Below are 15,313 nucleotides of genomic sequence, written 5' to 3'. Positions count from 1 at the left end.
CAGAGAACCTGATGGCCTGATGGCCTGATGGCCTGATGGCCTGATGGCCTGATGGCCTGATGGCCTGATGGTCCCAGGAGCCGGAGACCCGCCGCGTCATCGTGCTGCCGAGCCGGGGAACGTACCGCGCCGGTTCAGACCCACCGGCGACGGGGTCCTACTCGTACGGGATCCTCAGCACCGCCGCATCCGTCCCCGTCTGCACCTGGGACGTGCCGTCGCCGAGCGCGTTCCAGATCTCCAGGCGGACCGTGCCGCCCCTGAGATCGCCCAGGCTGCCCGTGACCGCCTGTGCGCCGACCGCCTGCGTGTACTCCTCCCACCCGTTGACCGGGTCGGTCGCGAAGTAGCGGAAGGTCTCGCTGCGGTCGAACGTGCCGTCGCCGGTCAGGTCGTAGCTGACCCGGACCTGCGGGGCGAGCCCGACCTTGGCGCCCGCGTCCACCCGGAGGCGGAACGTCGTGGCGGCGCCGGCGGCGACCTTGCCGTTGACCTGCTTCGCCTCGTAGACGACCGGGCGGTACGGGGTGCCGTCCCGGTTGACGCCGTCGGCGGAGGCGAGGGTGTCCGCGCCCGCCGGGTCGGTGGTGGCGGTGGTGAGAACGCCGCCGGTCTTGAGGCGGAAGGTGTTACCGGTGGGCGGGTCCGGGTCGGGGTCCGGGTCTCCGCCGCCGGCTCCGGTGCCGGTGGCCGTCGAACGGGCCGGCACCGACAGGGTCCTGCCGTCGGAGAAGGTGACCGTACGGGCGGTCGAGCCGTGGTTGTGGGCGGTGTAGGTACGGGTGCCGTCCTTGACGAAGACGGCCGAGGTGGGCAGGTCGCCGCTGACGGTCATGTCGGGCGCGCCGAGCGTGTTCAGGGTGTTGATCCAGTGGTAGGTGTGGGCCTTGGACTCTCCCTGCTCGGGCACGTAGTTCCCGTTCGCACCGTCCCACTTGGCCTTCGCCGCCGCCGGGTCCGCCAGCGACTCGAACTCCCAGAGCAGGTCGCGCCACTCCTGGGCGGGCCCGCCGTTCTCACGCTCCATCTCGGCGATGTTCCGCTTGACGGCCGCCTTCTCGCGGGCCAGGTGGAGTGAACCACCGGTCACCGGGAGGACGTTGATGCCGTGGATCTCCTCCGGGTTGGCGGTCCACCAGGTGGCGTACGCGCCGCCGCTGCCCCAGACCATGCCGACCGTGTCGTGGCCGAAGGAGGCGGGGAAGACCTGCTGCGAGGCGTCGAACCAGTACTGCGTGATGGCTTCCGACTCCGTCGTCAGCAGGAAGCTGCCGAGGTCGCGGAGGGCGGTGTCGCCGGTGGCCGCGCCCCAGAGGACGAGTCCCGCGCTGAGGTTGACGGACTCCGAGGAGGACTCCTGGTTGTTGCCCGCCGCGAAGCCCTGGTGGCCGGAGGCCCAGCTGTGGCCCGCGTACACGTCGAAGCCGCGCAGGAAGGGGTAGGCGGAGTCGGTGCGGCTGGGGTTGGCGGTGTCGCGGATCAGGTGCTCGACCATCGTGCCCCAGGCGGAGTCGGCGGCCCAGGCCCGGTCGTACTGGGCGATGATGGCCGCCGCGTAGACGTAGTAGCTGTAGTGGAAGTGGTGGTCGTTCAGCTCGCTGTCGCTGCCGTACGAGGCCGGGTAGCCGGTGAGGGTCTTCCAGTCCTTGTCGTAGCTGAACTCACTGGCCCCGCCCGCCGTGAACCACTCCTGGAGCCGGCCCTTCATCAGGCCGAGGAGTCTGTCGCGGGTGGCGGTCTCGCCGATCTGGTCGGCGACGGGCACCAGCTGGGCGAGGCGGCCGAGCGCCTTGCCGGTCCAGTAGGTGTCCGAGGCCCCCGAGAACGGGTCGGAGGCGTTCACGACCTCGTTGAGATAGCCGATGAGCCGGGCCTTGTCGACGCCGCTGGAGGCGGGCAGCGCGGGCACGACGCCGTTGTTCCGCTGGCTGGTGGAGAAGGAGGCGGACTCGCGCACCTTCATCGTGCCGCGCGGCGACACGTAGGTGTACGGGGTCAGCGCGTCGGTGGTGTGCAGCCACTGGTGGCGGTAGAGGGCCTGGAGCGTGCCGCGTTCGGTGCCCTCCTTGGCCTCGGTTCTCAGGCTGTAGGTCGCCTTCACCGTGCCGCCGGTGGACTGCCAGGCCACCTCGGAGCCGGTGACGAAGCTGAAGGCGTACTTCCGGTAGGTCGCGAGCGCGTCCGTGGAGGGCAGCACGGCGAGCGAGAAGTAGTCCTTGGAGCCGAGGCCCGCGGTGATCGTCGAGCCGGAGACGTTCCAGTCGCTGCCGGTGGGCGCGAAGAGGGCGTAGTGGTGCCCGGCGACGGTGATGCCGAGGACGTTGCCGTCGTCCGAGAAGACCGTGGGCGCGGAGGCGGTCGTGACGCGGGCGTCGCCGCCGGAGCCCTTGGCGTACACGAAGGGCATGCCGTGGCCGATGGTGGCCCGGAAGGTGCGGGAGCCGTCCGCCCAGTAGGGCGTCACGGTCCAGTCGGACCAGGCGTCGGCCTTGGTGTCGGGTGAGTTCAGGCCGCTGAGTCCGACGGTCAGGTCGGCCTGGTGGGCGTACTCGTACTGCCGGCCGTCGCCGACGATCGCGGGCGTGGTCGGATAGCCGACCTCCAGCCCGGAGGCCTTGGCCCGGTACGTCAGCGGGTGGCCGTACATGGGGGTGCTGTACGGGTTGTCGCCGTACCGCTGGAAGGCGAGCGAGGACCACCAGTCGTTGGTCGGGACCGGCTTGTTCCGCGCGGCGGCGGTGACCTTCGGGGTGACGGGCGCGCCGGTGTTGGTGGTCGGGCCCGAGGTACCGGCGGGGCGGGCGTCGGTATAGCTGCCGGCGCCGGCGGGCACGGTGGCGGCGGCAGCGGGTGTGGCGGCGGGGCCCAGGCCCACGGCGGCCACGGCGATGGCGAGGAGCGTCGCCGCAGCGGGTCTGGAGGCGAATCTGGGGAGGGAGGTTCGCACGAGCAGCACCTCGATCATGGGGGGCGAGGAGCGCTTTCGAGAGCGCTCTCAGATGCCAAGGAACGTAAAACTCCTGAAACGTAAGTGTCAAGAGAACGCACACGTACGACAGTTGGGCGGGTGCTGCGGGTAACCCCAAGCTGTTATGCGTTCGAGTCTTGACGGGGCGGGGGAGGTGGGAGACGCTCCAGACGCAGGTTCTGAGAGCGCTCTCAGAGTGCTCGGTTCATCCCGAAGCCAAGGGAGGCTTCCCATGCCCATCGCCCGAGCCGCCAAGAGAGCCACCGCCCGCCTCGGCGCGGTCGTCCTCGCCGGGGCCCTCCTCGCCGCCTGTGGGGCCGGCGACTCGTCGGACTCCTCCGACAGCGCGGGCGGGAAGGTCACACTCACCGTCGACCTCTTCGGGTCCTTCGGCTTCAAGGAGGCCGGGCTGTACGAGGAGTACCAGAAGCTCAACCCGGACGTGACGATCAAGCAGAGCGACACCCAGGACGAGGCGGACTACTGGAAGTCGCTCCAGACCCGGCTCGCGGGTGGCGGCGGTCTCGCGGACGTGCAGGGGGTCGAGGTGGGACGCATCGCGTCGGTCACCCAGCAGCAGTCCGACAAGTTCCAGGACCTGAAGGAGTTCGGGGCCGACAAGCTCAAGGACGAGTTCGCCGAGGCCAAGTGGTCGGCGGCGACCACCGAGGACGGCAGGATCCTCGGCCTCGGCACGGACGTCGGCCCCGAGGCGATGTGCTACCGCACCGACCTCTTCGAGGAGGCCGGGCTGCCCACGGACCGCGAGGAGCTCGCGAAGAAGTGGGCCACCTGGGACGGCTACCTGGAGCTGGGCAAGCAGTACAAGAAGAAGGCCCCCGCCAAGAGCGCCTGGCTGGACAGCGTCGGCTCGCTCTACGGGATCATGATCGGCCAGGAGGAGGAGCGGTACTACGACGCCTCCGGCGAGCTGATCTACGAGAAGAACCCGGCGGTCAAGGAGGCCTGGGACGCCTCCGTGACGGCTGCTGAGGCGGGCCTGAGCGCCAAGCTCGACCAGTGGTCCCCGCAGTGGAACCAGGCGTTCGCGGCCGGTTCGTTCGCGACGATCCCGTGCCCGGCCTGGATGCTCGGCTACGTCAAGGGCCAGGCCGGCGAAGCGGGCAAGGGCAAGTGGGACATCGCCGAGCTGCCCGGCGGCGCGGGCAACTGGGGCGGCTCGTACCTTTCCATCCCGCGCGCGGCCAAGCACAAGAAGGAGGCGTACGCGCTCATCGAGTGGCTGACCGCCCCCGAGCAGCAGGCGAAGGTCTTCCAGAAGCAGGGCAACTTCCCGTCCTCGACCGGTGCCATCGAGACGATCGCGGACGCGAAGGACGAGTACTTCTCGGGCGCCCCCATCGGCCGGATCTTCGGTGACGCGGCCAAGGAGTCCCCGGTCCAGGTGCTGGGTGTGCACGACCAGAACGTGATGCAGCAGATCACGAACGCGCTGAGCGAGGTCGAGCGCAAGGGGACGTCGTCGGACGAGGCATGGCAGACGGCGAAGAAGGGCGTGGACAACGTGATCGGCTGACGCCGCTCACCGCCCGCACCCGCCCTTTCCTTCCTCGCTCCCAGGGGCCGGTCCGCCCGCGCACGGCGGATGGACCGGCCCCGGCCTCGTAACCCCTCCTGCCGGCCGGTCCGCGTAACCCTCCTGCCGGCCGGTCCGCGTAACCCTCCTACTGGCCGGTCCGCTCCCGCTCCCGCTCCCGCTCGCACTCGCACTCGCACTCGCGCTCCCGCTCCCGATCCCGAAGGGCCGCACCGTGTCCCTCACCGCCACCGCGAAGGCCGGGCCCCGCAGCCCCGCCGGACCCGGGCCCGGCCCCGACGACGGCCGGTCCGCCGCCCTCCGGCGCACCTGGCGCAAGGCCTCCCCGTACGCCTATATCGCCCCCTTCTTCACGCTCTTCCTGGCCTTCGGGCTCTTCCCGCTCCTCTACACGGCGTTCGTCTCCCTCTACCGGGTCGAGCTCCAGACGAGCGGCGAGATGGAGTGGCGGGGCATCGCCAACTACACGGCGCTGTTCACCGACGAGTACTTCTGGATCTCGCTGCGCAACACGTTCACCATCGGCGTGCTGTCGACGGTCCCGCAGCTGGCGATGGCGCTGGGGCTCGCCCACCTGCTCAACTACAAGCTCCGCGGCCGGACGTTCATCAGGACCGCGATCCTGCTCCCGTACGCCACGTCCGTCGCCGCGGCCACGCTCGTCTTCGCGCAGCTCTTCGGCCGGGACTTCGGGCTGATCAACTACGTGATCGGGCTGGCCGGCTTCGACCCGGTGGACTGGCAGACCGGCACGGTCGCCTCGCAGATCGCGGTCTCCAGCATCGTGGTCTGGCGGTGGACCGGGTACAACGCGCTGATCTACCTGGCGGGGATGCAGTCGATCCCGCACGAGCTGTACGAGGCAGCGGAGATGGACGGGGCGTCGCGCTGGAGCCAGTTCATCCATGTGACCCTGCCCGGTCTCCGCCCCACGATCGTCTTCACGGTGATCATCTCGACGATCGGCGCGACGCAGCTCTTCGGTGAGCCGCTGCTGTTCGAGGGGTCGATCTCCGGCGGCATCTCGCACCAGTACCAGACCCTCGGCCTGTACATGTACGAACAGGGCTGGGGCTTCTTCCACCTGGGCCGGGCCGCGGCCATCGCCTGGGTGATGTTCGTCCTGATCGTGGTGCTCGTCGGGGCCAACGCCCTGCTCGTACGCCGCCGCGCACGCAAGGAGGCCGGCCGATGACCGCGCTCGCCGCACCGCCGACCGCGCCCGGGAAGGGCCGCCCGCCGCAGGACCCGCCCCGCCGGCGGATACGAAAGGGGGGCGGCGGCGCGGGCCGGACGATGAAGGGCGGCTGGCTCTCCTATCTCATCCTCGGCCTCGCGCTGCTGATCTCGGCGTTCCCCTTCTACTGGACGATCGTCGCGGCCAGCCGGTCCAACGCGGACATGGCGAAGGTGCCGCCCAGCCTGCTGCCGGGCCCGAACCTGATCAAGAACTTCGACGCGGTCCTCGAAGAGGCGGACATCGGCAAGGCGCTGCTGAACTCGCTGATCGTGTCCGGCTCGATCACGCTCGGCACGGTCCTGTGCTGCACGCTGGCCGGATTCGCCTTCGCCAAGCTGAAGTTCCGTGGCCGGGGCGCGCTGCTGACGCTGACGATCGGGACGATGATGATCCCGCCGCAGCTGGGCGTGATCCCGCTGTTCATGCTGATCGCCGAACTCCAGTGGGTGAACCAGCTCCAGGCGGTGATCCTGCCGGGCCTGGTCTCGGCGTTCGGGGTGTTCTTCATGCGCCAGTACCTGGTGCAGTCGCTGCCGGACGAACTGATCGAGGCGGCCCGGGTGGACGGGGCGTCGACGGCCCGGATCTTCTGGTCGATCGTGATCCCGGTCGCACGGCCGGGGATGGCGGTACTGGGGATGCTCACGTTCATGACGGCGTGGAACGACTTCTTCTGGCCGATCATCGCGCTGTCCTCGCAGGAGCCGACCGTGCAGGTCGCGCTGCGGCAGCTCGGCGGCGGTTACGTCAACGACCAGTCGGTGGTCATGGCCGGCACGCTGCTCGGCACGCTGCCGGTGCTGCTGGTCTTCGGCCTGCTGGGCCGGCAGATCGTCGGCGGCATCATGCAGGGGGCGGTCAAGGGCTGAGGCAGCACCCTCCCCTTCTACCCCTCCCGCTTCCTTACCCCTCCTGCTCCCCTGCTCACCCCCTCCTCCCTCACTCTGGAGTTCCGTCTCATGACCGCTGTCGATGCCCGTCCGGCGACCTCCGCGGGTCCCCGCCCCGAGACCGTGGGTGGGCTCCGCTTCCCCACCGCATTCCGCTGGGGGACGGCCACGGCCGCCTACCAGATCGAGGGCGGGGCGACCGAGGGCGGCCGTACGCCGTCCATCTGGGACACCTTCAGCCGGACGCCCGGCAAGGTGCGCAACGGCGATACGGGTGACATCGCCGCCGACCACCTGCACCGGATGCCGGACGACGTACGCCTGATGAAGGAACTCGGCGTCACCGACTACCGGTTCTCCGTCTCCTGGCCCCGGGTCCAGCCGACCGGCCGGGGCCCGGCCGTGGAGCGCGGCCTGGACTTCTACCGCCGCCTGGTGGACGAGCTGCTGGCGGCCGGGATCAGGCCGGTCGCCACGCTCTACCACTGGGACCTCCCGCAGGAGCTGGAGGACGCGGGCGGCTGGCCGGAGCGGGACACCGCGCACCGGTTCGCGGAGTACGCGGACCTGGTGGCGGGGGCACTGGGCGACCGGGTGCCGACCTGGACGACGCTCAACGAGCCCTGGTGCGCGGCGTTTCTCGGGTACGGGAACGGGGTCCACGCCCCTGGCCGGACCAGCGACCTCGCGGCCCTGCGCGCCGCCCACCACCTGAACCTCGCGCACGGCGCGGGCGCGAGGGTCCTGCGCGAGCGCCTGCCGTCGACGGCTGAGATCTCGTTGACCCTGAACCTCCACGCGCTGCGCCCGCTGACGGACACGGATGCGGACCGGGACGCGGTGCGCCGGATCGACGCGGTGGCGAACCGGATCTTCCTGGACCCGGTTTTCCACGGCCGGCTGCCGCAGGACCTGGTGGAGGACACGGCGGCGGTGACGGACTGGTCGTTCGTGAGGGAAGGCGACCTGGAAGTCACGTCGACCCCGATCGACTCGCTGGGCATCAACTACTACTCCCCCAGCGTGGTTTCGGCGGGGAGGTCCGAGTCCCCCTCTCCGTGGGCGGGTGCGGAGGAACATGTGGCGTTCACCCCGGCGGAGGGCCCGCGCACGGCGATGGACTGGCCGGTGGACGCCAACGGCCTGTACGAACTCCTGACCCGCCTCCGCGACGAACTCCCCTCCCTGCCCCTGCTGGTGACGGAGAACGGGGCCGCGTACGACGACTACGCCGACCCGGAGGGGAAGGTCCACGACCCGGAGCGGGTGGCGTACCTGGACGCCCACCTGGCGGCCGTGCACCGGGCGATCACGGACGGGGTGGACGTACGGGGGTACTTCCTGTGGTCGCTGCTGGACAACTTCGAGTGGGCGTACGGCTACGGCAAGCGGTTCGGCATCGTCCACGTCGACTTCGCGTCGCAGCGCCGCACGGCGAAGGACAGCGCGCGGTGGTACGCGGAGGTGATCGCGCGGGGCGGCCTGGAGCGCTGAAGCGGGGCGGGGCGGCTGATTGCTGATCACCGGTCGCCCGTCATCGGCTAACGGACGACGGAGAGACGCAGGTCCGGCGCGGGGGCGTTCGTGCGGGCAGGGTGGTGGCCGGACCACTGCGCGCCCGAAACGGCCCAATACGGCGGAGCGGTGCGCCTGGAGTCGGCACAATGGAGCTGTGCGGCTTGCGTCGGGGCCGCCAGGGGAGAGGAGGGGCGATATGCCCGTTTCTCGGGAAGTGAAGGAAAACAGCCTTACGGCTGCATAAAACTGCAGGTCACGAACTGTCTTCCCCGCGCGTGCGGGGGTGGTCCCTACGCACAGGTCAGCGCCCAGGACCAGTCGCAGTCTTCCCCGCGCGTGCGGGGGTGGTCCCGCCGATGGCCTCCCGCACGGTCTGCCGGGCCAGTCTTCCCCGCGCGTGCGGGGGTGGTCCCAGCCCGGCCAGGGGCTTGCGGGCGAGCGGGTCGTCTTCCCCGCGCGTGCGGGGGTGGTCCCGCACCCTGAGTCGCCCGTCCCTGACGCGTCCCGTCTTCCCCGCGCGTGCGGGGGTGGTCCCCGCATCACCGTGAAGCCCGCGTACGTCCGCACGTCTTCCCCGCGCGTGCGGGGGTGGTCCCGGGCCCCGGCCGCACCAGGGGCACTTACCCGCGTCTTCCCCGCGCGTGCGGGGGTGGTCCCAGCTCCTTCGCCTTGGGGCTGAGGTAGATGAAGTCTTCCCCGCGCGTGCGGGGGTGGTCCCGTCGTCAGCATCGGTCGCCCTGTCTGCCCCCCGTCTTCCCCGCGCGTGCGGGGGTGGTCCCGGCGCGGACGTCCTGGCCACCGACCCCCTCGGGTCTTCCCCGCGCGTGCGGGGGTGGTCCCCACCCTGCCGCCCTGTACGCCGGGGTGCTGGAGTCTTCCCCGCGCGTGCGGGGGTGGTCCCGGGTCGGAGAGGTCGAGATCCACTTTGCCGACGTCTTCCCCGCGCGTGCGGGGGTGGTCCCGACCGGCCGACCTACCGCACCTGCTACCTCACGTCTTCCCCGCGCGTGCGGGGGTGGTCCCCGTTCCACGATGGTCAGGCCGCTGCCGTCCGGGTCTTCCCCGCGCGTGCGGGGGTGGTCCCTCCTTGACCGCATCGCCCAGCTTGTCGATCTGGTCTTCCCCGCGCGTGCGGGGGTGGTCCCCGCTTGGCGATACCGGCGCGGTGCATGAGGAAGTCTTCCCCGCGCGTGCGGGGGTGGTCCCTTGCCGTACAACTTGCCCTACAACTTGCCCCCGTCTTCCCCGCGTGTGCGGGGTGGTCCCGTGGTGCTGGGCATGGGGCCGGTGGGCGCCGGTGTCTTCTCCGCGCGTGCGGGGGTGGTCCCGCGAAGTACGTCGTCAACGACCTTCGCGCGGCGTTTTCCCCGCGAGTGCGGGGGTGGTTCCAGGGCCGTGTAGTCGTTCGTCTGGAACTTGGTGGTCTTCCTCGCGCGTGCGGGGTTGGTCCCGCTTCCGGTCTGACGTACTACGGCCGAGCCCGGTCTTCCCCGCATATGCGGGGCTGCCCCCGCCCGCCGGAGACGCCTCCCCACAGCCGCCCGGCGCGCGTCGCCCGGATCAGAGGTCGGGCCGCCCCTCCCCGTCCCGGTACTCGGGGAAGAGTTGAGGATGCAGCGCCGCGAGGGTCTGCGTGATGGCCTCGTCGGTGGGGTCCGTGACGGACCAACTGTGCGCGGACCGATGTCCGGCGAACAGCTCGCACGCCTCTCTCCGCGCGTCCCGCGCGGAGCACCACGAGTACGACACCAGGCGGCGGGCGGAACATTCCGTGTTCCACCGGACCCATACGGCGCTGCCGGGACGCCCTCCCTCGTCCCACAGCATCGTCGCGTGATCGTCGACGTGGTCCTCTCCCAGTTCGCAAAGCACGTGGCCGGCTTCCGGACAGCTCCCGGGGACCGACACGGCCGACACGGCGAACAGGAAATCCGGGGGCTTCAGCAGGGCAACAGCGGTGCACTGAAGCATGACTGTGGTCGACCTCACGAATCGTCGGGGCCCTCTCCGGACGTGATGCGCTCGGCGATCAAGTCCCCGAGCGGGTCCGTCACGCTCCAGGAGTGGGGCGCGACGTGGTGGTCGTAGAACGCGCACAGCCGCACGACGCCGGTACCCAGGTGGCGGAGGACTGCGGGACACCACGGCACGATGTCCACCCGGTGGACACGGTCCGGGCCATCGCCGGCCCAGAAGAACCACAGAGCGGCAGCGCTCGGGGGCTCGATCGCCCGGAGGAAGGCGGCGTGCTCGGTGCGGGTGTCGTGTTCACCGAGTTCGCAGAGGAGGAAGGGGTTCTGGGTGCCGCCGCTCGGCGGGCTGTCGGAGTCGCCGTCCTCGGCGGCGAAGGCGCTCAGGACATCACCGGGAGGTTCCCGGGTCACAGCGGTGCATTGCAGCACGTCGGTCATTTCTGTCGGCCGGGACCTACGAGTCGGGCAGCGAGCCGCGCCACCCCGCGAGCGTCAGGCTCAGCCCGATCACGGGGTCAACTACGGTGAACAGCACGGGAAATCCCGATTCCAGAGCCCGTATCGCGAGGTCCTGCCGCTCGCCGTCCGTCGCCCAGGCCCGTAGCCGCTGCGGGGCGTCGGAGCCGTGGAAGCGGACCGGCCGCACGTCAGCGGCAGACAGTCGCGTTGGGGTGACCGGGGCGGCGTGCCCATGCCCGTCGGCCAGGCGGAGCGCCTGCCCTCGCAGCCACAGGAGTGCCAGCCGCCGGTTCCGTACGGTGACGCCGCCGAGCGAGGAGAACCGCTGCCCGTTCGTCACGGTGACCTCGGCTGCGTAGCCTGCGCGCATCATGCGGCACGCTCGTCGGCGTCGGGGAGGCGGACGATGCTCCGCAGCCGGTCTGCCGCAGCCTCGACATCATCCACAACTGCTACGCCCGCCGCGTACCGGCTCTCGATCGCCGAGTTCAACTCGGCGCAGAACAACGCTCGGTAGACAGGATCGGACTCGATGCGTACGAGTTCGGCGAAGGGGACTTCGGGTGCGGGCGGACGCCCGGTGAGCGCCGCCAGCAAGCCGCGCGGGCGAAGCCGCAGAAGGACGGAGAGGCCGAGCCGCAGGTGGACCTCCGCAGCTCCGAGGGCGAGGAGGAGCCTTACGCGTAACCGGGTCGGCGAACTCACAACACCTCACCCCGGCTCCGGGCGTTGGCCCGCGCGGTACGGGCGCGAAGCTGCTCCACGGGAAACGCCGGGCGTACGTGGCGGGGCTCGGCCTCCCACTCGATACCGCCGCCGACAGGGCGGAGGGACCAGTAGAGGCCGGCGACTCCACGGAACTCGCCGACACGGTCTCCACGGCTGGTGTCCACCATGAGGGCTCCGAGAGCCGGGGGAACAGTGAGGCCAGGAGGCCCCGGGGTATTCGGACGCGCGTTCTCGTCGTACACCTATCGCTCCTCTCCGTAGCTGTTTGACTACCGGGGGGCCTCAGCGTGGCCTAGCGTGAAGAACCCTTCAACTAACCGAAATTGAAGGAAGGGGAGGGTTTCAGCATGGTCAACCGCAAGGATCTGAACCCGGGCAGCAGCCCGCACGCGGCCTATGGCGCCCGTGTCCGGCGGTTCCGGGAGACGCGGGGGTGGAGCCAGGAGGATCTGGCCCCGCGCATCGGGTACTCCAGTCAGCATGTTTCGGCCGTGGAAACTGTCCGCAAACCGCCAACCCTGCGGTTTTCGCGTAAGTCTGACCAGGCATTTGGTACGACCGGCACGGCCGACTCGTTCGAGCGCGAGTGGGCCGAGATGCGGAACGGCTCGATGCTGGAGGGCTTCCCCGAGTACGTCGGGTACGAGGGCCGGGCGGTGGAGATCAGGCTGTTCGAGGTCGGCCTCATTCCGGGGCTGCTACAGACGCCGGAGTACGCTCGGGCCGTGGCCTACGGGGATGTGGAGCGCGGATCCATCACCGTCGAACAGGCCGATGAGCGCGTCTCGTTCCTGGCACAGCGACAAGCGGCCTTGGTGCGGTCCCGGCCGCCCATGGTCTTCGTCGTCATGGACGAGAGCTGTCTATACCAAGCTGTCGGAGGTCCGGAGGTCATGGACGCACAGCTGCAACGACTGGAGGAGATGGCCGCGCTGCCCAACTGGATCATCCAGGTAGCACCGTTCAGCCTTGGCGCGCGACGGGCGTTCGACCTGCCGGTCTACCTGCTCACCCTTGCGGACCGCTCCATCGTCGCGTATGCCGAATCACAGGCGCAGGGGCATGTCGAGCGCGAAACTTCGTTCGTGGTCCCCATGCTCACGGCCTACCATCAACTCCAGGGCGAGGCGCTGTCGAAGGCAGCGTCTGTGGCCAAGATCAGCCAGTTGCGAAAGGGCACTCCGTGACGACCGAATCCCCTCGTTGGTTCAAGTCCTCGTACAGCTCGAACGGCGGTGCCTGCGTCGAGGTCGCCGCCAACCTCGCCGCCCCGTGCGGCATCGTCCCGGTCCGCGACTCGAAGAACATCAGCGGCCCCGTACTGAGCTTCCCCGCCGACGCGTTCTCCACCTTCGTCGCCGGCGTACAGGCCGGAAAGCTCGACGCAGCCTGACCGTCGGGCGCAGCGGGTCCCACCGCCGTCTCCCGGCCGAGGCCAGCCCGTTGTGAGACCGCAGGACACGAGCTGCCGTCCCCACGCGCGCGCGGGGGCGGCCTCTTCGTCGGTCGACCAGCAGAACAACGTCCACGAGAGTCGTCCCCACGCGCCGGACAGTCCGCGACCAACCCGAAGCTCCAGCCTCCGGGCCCATCGTCCTATCCCGTGCGTGCGGTTCGGCCCACTCATCGCTCGTACGGTCCCCATATCAACCAAGCGGACCGAGGGGCCGACGTGACGTACAGAACTGCGGGTGACCGGAGGCGGCGGCAGGGTCTTGCCGACGCGACGGCAGGCCTACCGCCCCGGTTACTCCCATGGGCCAGGGACGGCAAGTCGTGCTATCTGAGCACGGACGGCGGACCGAACAGTGCCCTGTCCCGCCTCGCCGACGAGATGGAAGCCGTTCAGCTCGGGATGGGTGCGAACGTCCTGGAGTCGGCAGACAGGGTCCTGTCCGACCCCAAGTCGCCCCACTCCGAGGTGAGGTACACGGCCCTTCGCCTGTCCGAGTGCCTGCGAGACGCGCTCAGGGTCGCGGAGAGCAGTGGGGACCGCATCCCGGAGTCGGAATATGAAGAGCCCGAGGACGGTCCCACGCTGCCCGCCGAGGCGTTCGAGTGATCACGCCCTCGGTGATGCCCTGTCCTCAGTAGTCCCGTCCGGCCGGGGGCGGGCATGGCTCCCCGCCCCTTCGATGCTGCCGCTGATGCCGTGCGGACGGGACGTGAACCGCCCGGTTTCTCACAGGTCAGGGGACAGCCGGCAACCGGGCTGGGCCCGCAGCTACTACAGACCGAAGAGGGAGCGCCAATGGAAACCATCGAGCGCGCGAGACTTGACGCGTTCTTCGGCAAGATCACCGCGACGTTCGCCCCGAGCGAGCGTCCGTCCTCGCTGCTGATCACCCACCTCCTGCCCGATCGCCCCTCGTTCGTCGAGGCCGTGGACAACGTGACGCAGCTCCGCGCGGTCCTGCCCAAGCCCAAGTCCATCCACGCGAGCGCCCGTCGCGAGATCGAAAGGGCGCACCCGTGCGACGAGCTGTCCCGAGAACTGTTCAGCGACCCCGACACGGCCGTGAGCTACCTGGAGAACAGAGCGGCCGGTGAACAGCTCGTCTTACTCGATGTGGGCGGCTACTTCGCTCCCGCGCTGAACGCGATCTGTGAGCGGTTTTCGGGAACGATCCTCGGTGTGGTCGAGGACACCGAGAACGGCCACCGCCGCTACGCCGAACGGGACAAGCTGCCGTGTCCCGTGATCAGCGTGGCTCGCTCGCCACTCAAGGAGCCGGAAGACTTCCTGGTCGGACAGTCCGTCGTGTTCTCCACGGAAGCGCTGCTGCGGCAGCGGAACGACATCCTGCACGGGCGTCCCGCCCTGGTGATCGGCTTCGGCAAGCTGGGAAGCTCGATTGCCCGCCTGCTGCACGTCAAGGGTGTTCGCGTCATCGTCTACGACGTGAACCCCGTGCGGCGGGCACAAGCCATGTCGCAGGGGTTCGAGGTGGCCCGAGACCGCGACCAGGCCATAGCGACGGCGGGTCTCGTGCTGTGCGCGACAGGCCAACTGTCCCTGCGAGGCGAGGACTTCTCGCAGCTCAAGAACGGCGCCTACGTCGCTACCGTGACCAGCTCGGAAGACGAGCTGGAGTTGAGTGGGCTGCCCTCGGGCTACGCCCGCGACAGCGCCGGCGAGCACGTCACCTGCTACAGCACGCGGGGGCACTACTTCTATCTGCTGAACGGCGGCGAGGCGGTCAACTTCATCCATGGCGCGAGCGTTGGACCGTTCATCGCGCTCGTTCAGGGCGAACTCTTGGCGGGCGCCGCCAGACTCGCCCGTGGGGACCTGGACAGCGCTATGCATGAGGTGCCCACCACCGACCGGGAAGCCATCGCGGCTGCCTGGCTCCACTACTACAACAGGTGATCGAATGCCCATCACGGCAGACCACATCCGTACAAGCGTCGCCGAGTACGCCGACGCGCACCCCGAGGACAAACGCGCGCTTGCCCCGCTCGGTGAGCTGCTGGACCAGGGCGCCGACGTGACGAGCCGGAAGGAGTTCCGTGGGCACGTGACCGCCGGAGCGGTGCTCGTCAACAACCAGGGGGAAGCGCTGTTCATCCATCACGTGGCGCTCGACAAGTGGCTGACCCTCGGCGGGCACCTGGAACCCGAGGACGTGAACCTCATGGGCGCGGCAATGCGTGAGCTGATCGAGGAAACGGGAATTACGCTCAGCATCTCCCCCATGCAGGCGACGCCCGTCCACATCGACGTGCACCCCATCCCCGCCAACGAAAGCAAGGGCGAGGGCGCCCACTGGCACGCGGACTTCCGTTACCTCTTCCGCGCGAGCGGCGACCAGGCCGTGAAGCTGCAAGAGGAGGAGGTGAGCGGGTACGCGTGGCGCAGCGTGGACACGATCGCTGACGAAGTTCTGCGCTCACGGGTCGCCGCCGCGCTCCGCTAGGTAATCCACAGTCGGCCTCGCCTGCCCGTGTCTCCCCCCCCCGTCGCCGGACAGGCAG

15 protein-coding genes and 1 CRISPR repeat array are annotated in these 15,313 nt (G+C 69.7%); of the genes, 9 read left to right on the top strand and 6 right to left on the bottom strand.

The annotated features are described in order from the left end of the window. Window positions 1–157: 157 nt before the first annotated feature. Window positions 158–2,965, bottom strand: coding sequence for a glycosyl hydrolase (locus tag ACGF2Y_RS17555; protein ID WP_392947885.1), 2,808 nt, complete (start codon window positions 2,963–2,965; stop codon window positions 158–160). A 235-nt stretch (window positions 2,966–3,200) separates the two neighbouring features. Here ACGF2Y_RS17555 and ACGF2Y_RS17550 point away from each other — a divergent pair, with 235 nt between their 5' ends. The 4 genes from ACGF2Y_RS17550 to ACGF2Y_RS17535 all read left to right on the top strand — a co-directional run bounded on the left by ACGF2Y_RS17550 (window position 3,201) and on the right by ACGF2Y_RS17535 (window position 8,150). Beyond that, a complete protein-coding gene (locus tag ACGF2Y_RS17550) occupies window positions 3,201–4,505 on the top strand; it encodes an ABC transporter substrate-binding protein (protein ID WP_392947882.1) in 1,305 nt (434 codons plus the stop codon). Window positions 4,506–4,740: 235 nt separating this feature from the next. After that, window positions 4,741–5,721 carry a carbohydrate ABC transporter permease gene (locus tag ACGF2Y_RS17545; protein WP_392947880.1) on the top strand — a complete coding sequence of 327 codons (981 nt, stop codon included), beginning with the start codon at window positions 4,741–4,743 and terminating at the stop codon, window positions 5,719–5,721. After that, complete coding sequence (locus ACGF2Y_RS17540) at window positions 5,718–6,635, top strand: carbohydrate ABC transporter permease (RefSeq protein WP_392947877.1); 918 nt, start codon at window positions 5,718–5,720, stop codon at window positions 6,633–6,635. The genes ACGF2Y_RS17545 and ACGF2Y_RS17540 overlap by 4 nt, the downstream gene beginning before the upstream one ends. A gap of 90 nt (window positions 6,636–6,725) precedes the next feature. Beyond that, window positions 6,726–8,150, top strand: coding sequence for a GH1 family beta-glucosidase (locus ACGF2Y_RS17535; protein WP_392947874.1), 1,425 nt, complete (start codon window positions 6,726–6,728; stop codon window positions 8,148–8,150). A 286-nt stretch (window positions 8,151–8,436) separates the two neighbouring features. After that, window positions 8,437–9,686: direct repeats of the CRISPR family, unit length 29 nt; unit sequence GTCTTCCCCGCGCGTGCGGGGGTGGTCCC. A 48-nt stretch (window positions 9,687–9,734) separates the two neighbouring features. Here ACGF2Y_RS17535 and ACGF2Y_RS17530 read toward each other — a convergent pair. Genes ACGF2Y_RS17530 through ACGF2Y_RS17510 form a run of 5 tightly spaced genes read right to left on the bottom strand, consistent with a single transcriptional unit; the run spans window position 9,735 to window position 11,577 of the window. Then, a complete protein-coding gene (locus ACGF2Y_RS17530) occupies window positions 9,735–10,145 on the bottom strand; it encodes a hypothetical protein (protein ID WP_392947873.1) in 411 nt (136 codons plus the stop codon). A gap of 14 nt (window positions 10,146–10,159) precedes the next feature. Beyond that, window positions 10,160–10,558 (bottom strand): hypothetical protein, encoded by a 399-nt coding sequence (locus ACGF2Y_RS17525; RefSeq protein WP_392947870.1) that lies wholly within the window; start codon window positions 10,556–10,558, stop codon window positions 10,160–10,162. 43 nt (window positions 10,559–10,601) lie between these two features. After that, a complete protein-coding gene (locus tag ACGF2Y_RS17520) occupies window positions 10,602–10,979 on the bottom strand; it encodes a hypothetical protein (RefSeq protein ID WP_392947868.1) in 378 nt (125 codons plus the stop codon). Further along, window positions 10,976–11,311 carry a hypothetical protein gene (locus ACGF2Y_RS17515; protein WP_392947865.1) on the bottom strand — a complete coding sequence of 112 codons (336 nt, stop codon included), beginning with the start codon at window positions 11,309–11,311 and terminating at the stop codon, window positions 10,976–10,978. Before ACGF2Y_RS17515 ends, ACGF2Y_RS17520 begins: the two co-directional genes overlap by 4 nt. Continuing rightward, complete coding sequence (locus ACGF2Y_RS17510) at window positions 11,308–11,577, bottom strand: hypothetical protein (protein ID WP_392947862.1); 270 nt, start codon at window positions 11,575–11,577, stop codon at window positions 11,308–11,310. The genes ACGF2Y_RS17515 and ACGF2Y_RS17510 overlap by 4 nt, the downstream gene beginning before the upstream one ends. Before the next feature lie 105 nt (window positions 11,578–11,682). On the opposite strand from ACGF2Y_RS17510, the gene ACGF2Y_RS17505 reads away from it, so the two are divergent. The 5 genes from ACGF2Y_RS17505 (at window position 11,683) to ACGF2Y_RS17485 (ending at window position 15,255) form a co-directional block, all read left to right on the top strand. Next, the gene (locus tag ACGF2Y_RS17505; protein WP_392947860.1) at window positions 11,683–12,522 is read left to right on the top strand and encodes a Scr1 family TA system antitoxin-like transcriptional regulator; all 840 of its coding nucleotides are present in this window, start codon (window positions 11,683–11,685) and stop codon (window positions 12,520–12,522) included. Next, window positions 12,519–12,728, top strand: coding sequence for a DUF397 domain-containing protein (locus ACGF2Y_RS17500; protein ID WP_392947857.1), 210 nt, complete (start codon window positions 12,519–12,521; stop codon window positions 12,726–12,728). The genes ACGF2Y_RS17505 and ACGF2Y_RS17500 overlap by 4 nt, the downstream gene beginning before the upstream one ends. 279 nt (window positions 12,729–13,007) lie before the next feature. Further along, window positions 13,008–13,397, top strand: a complete 390-nt coding sequence (locus ACGF2Y_RS17495) for a hypothetical protein (protein ID WP_392947854.1) — start codon at window positions 13,008–13,010, stop codon at window positions 13,395–13,397. Between the two features lie 189 nt (window positions 13,398–13,586). Beyond that, on the top strand, window positions 13,587–14,708 hold the full coding sequence (locus ACGF2Y_RS17490) for an adenosylhomocysteinase (protein WP_392947851.1): 1,122 nt from the start codon (window positions 13,587–13,589) through the stop codon (window positions 14,706–14,708). Between the two features lie 4 nt (window positions 14,709–14,712). Continuing rightward, on the top strand, window positions 14,713–15,255 hold the full coding sequence (locus tag ACGF2Y_RS17485) for an NUDIX hydrolase (protein WP_392947848.1): 543 nt from the start codon (window positions 14,713–14,715) through the stop codon (window positions 15,253–15,255). Window positions 15,256–15,313 lie beyond the last annotated feature (58 nt).

It is taken from the genome of Streptomyces sp. NPDC048142 (genome assembly GCF_043202835.1).
Taxonomy (GTDB): domain Bacteria; phylum Actinomycetota; class Actinomycetes; order Streptomycetales; family Streptomycetaceae; genus Streptomyces.
The sequence above is the reverse complement of the archived record's forward strand: the minus strand, read 5'-3'. Positions and strand labels throughout refer to the sequence as shown.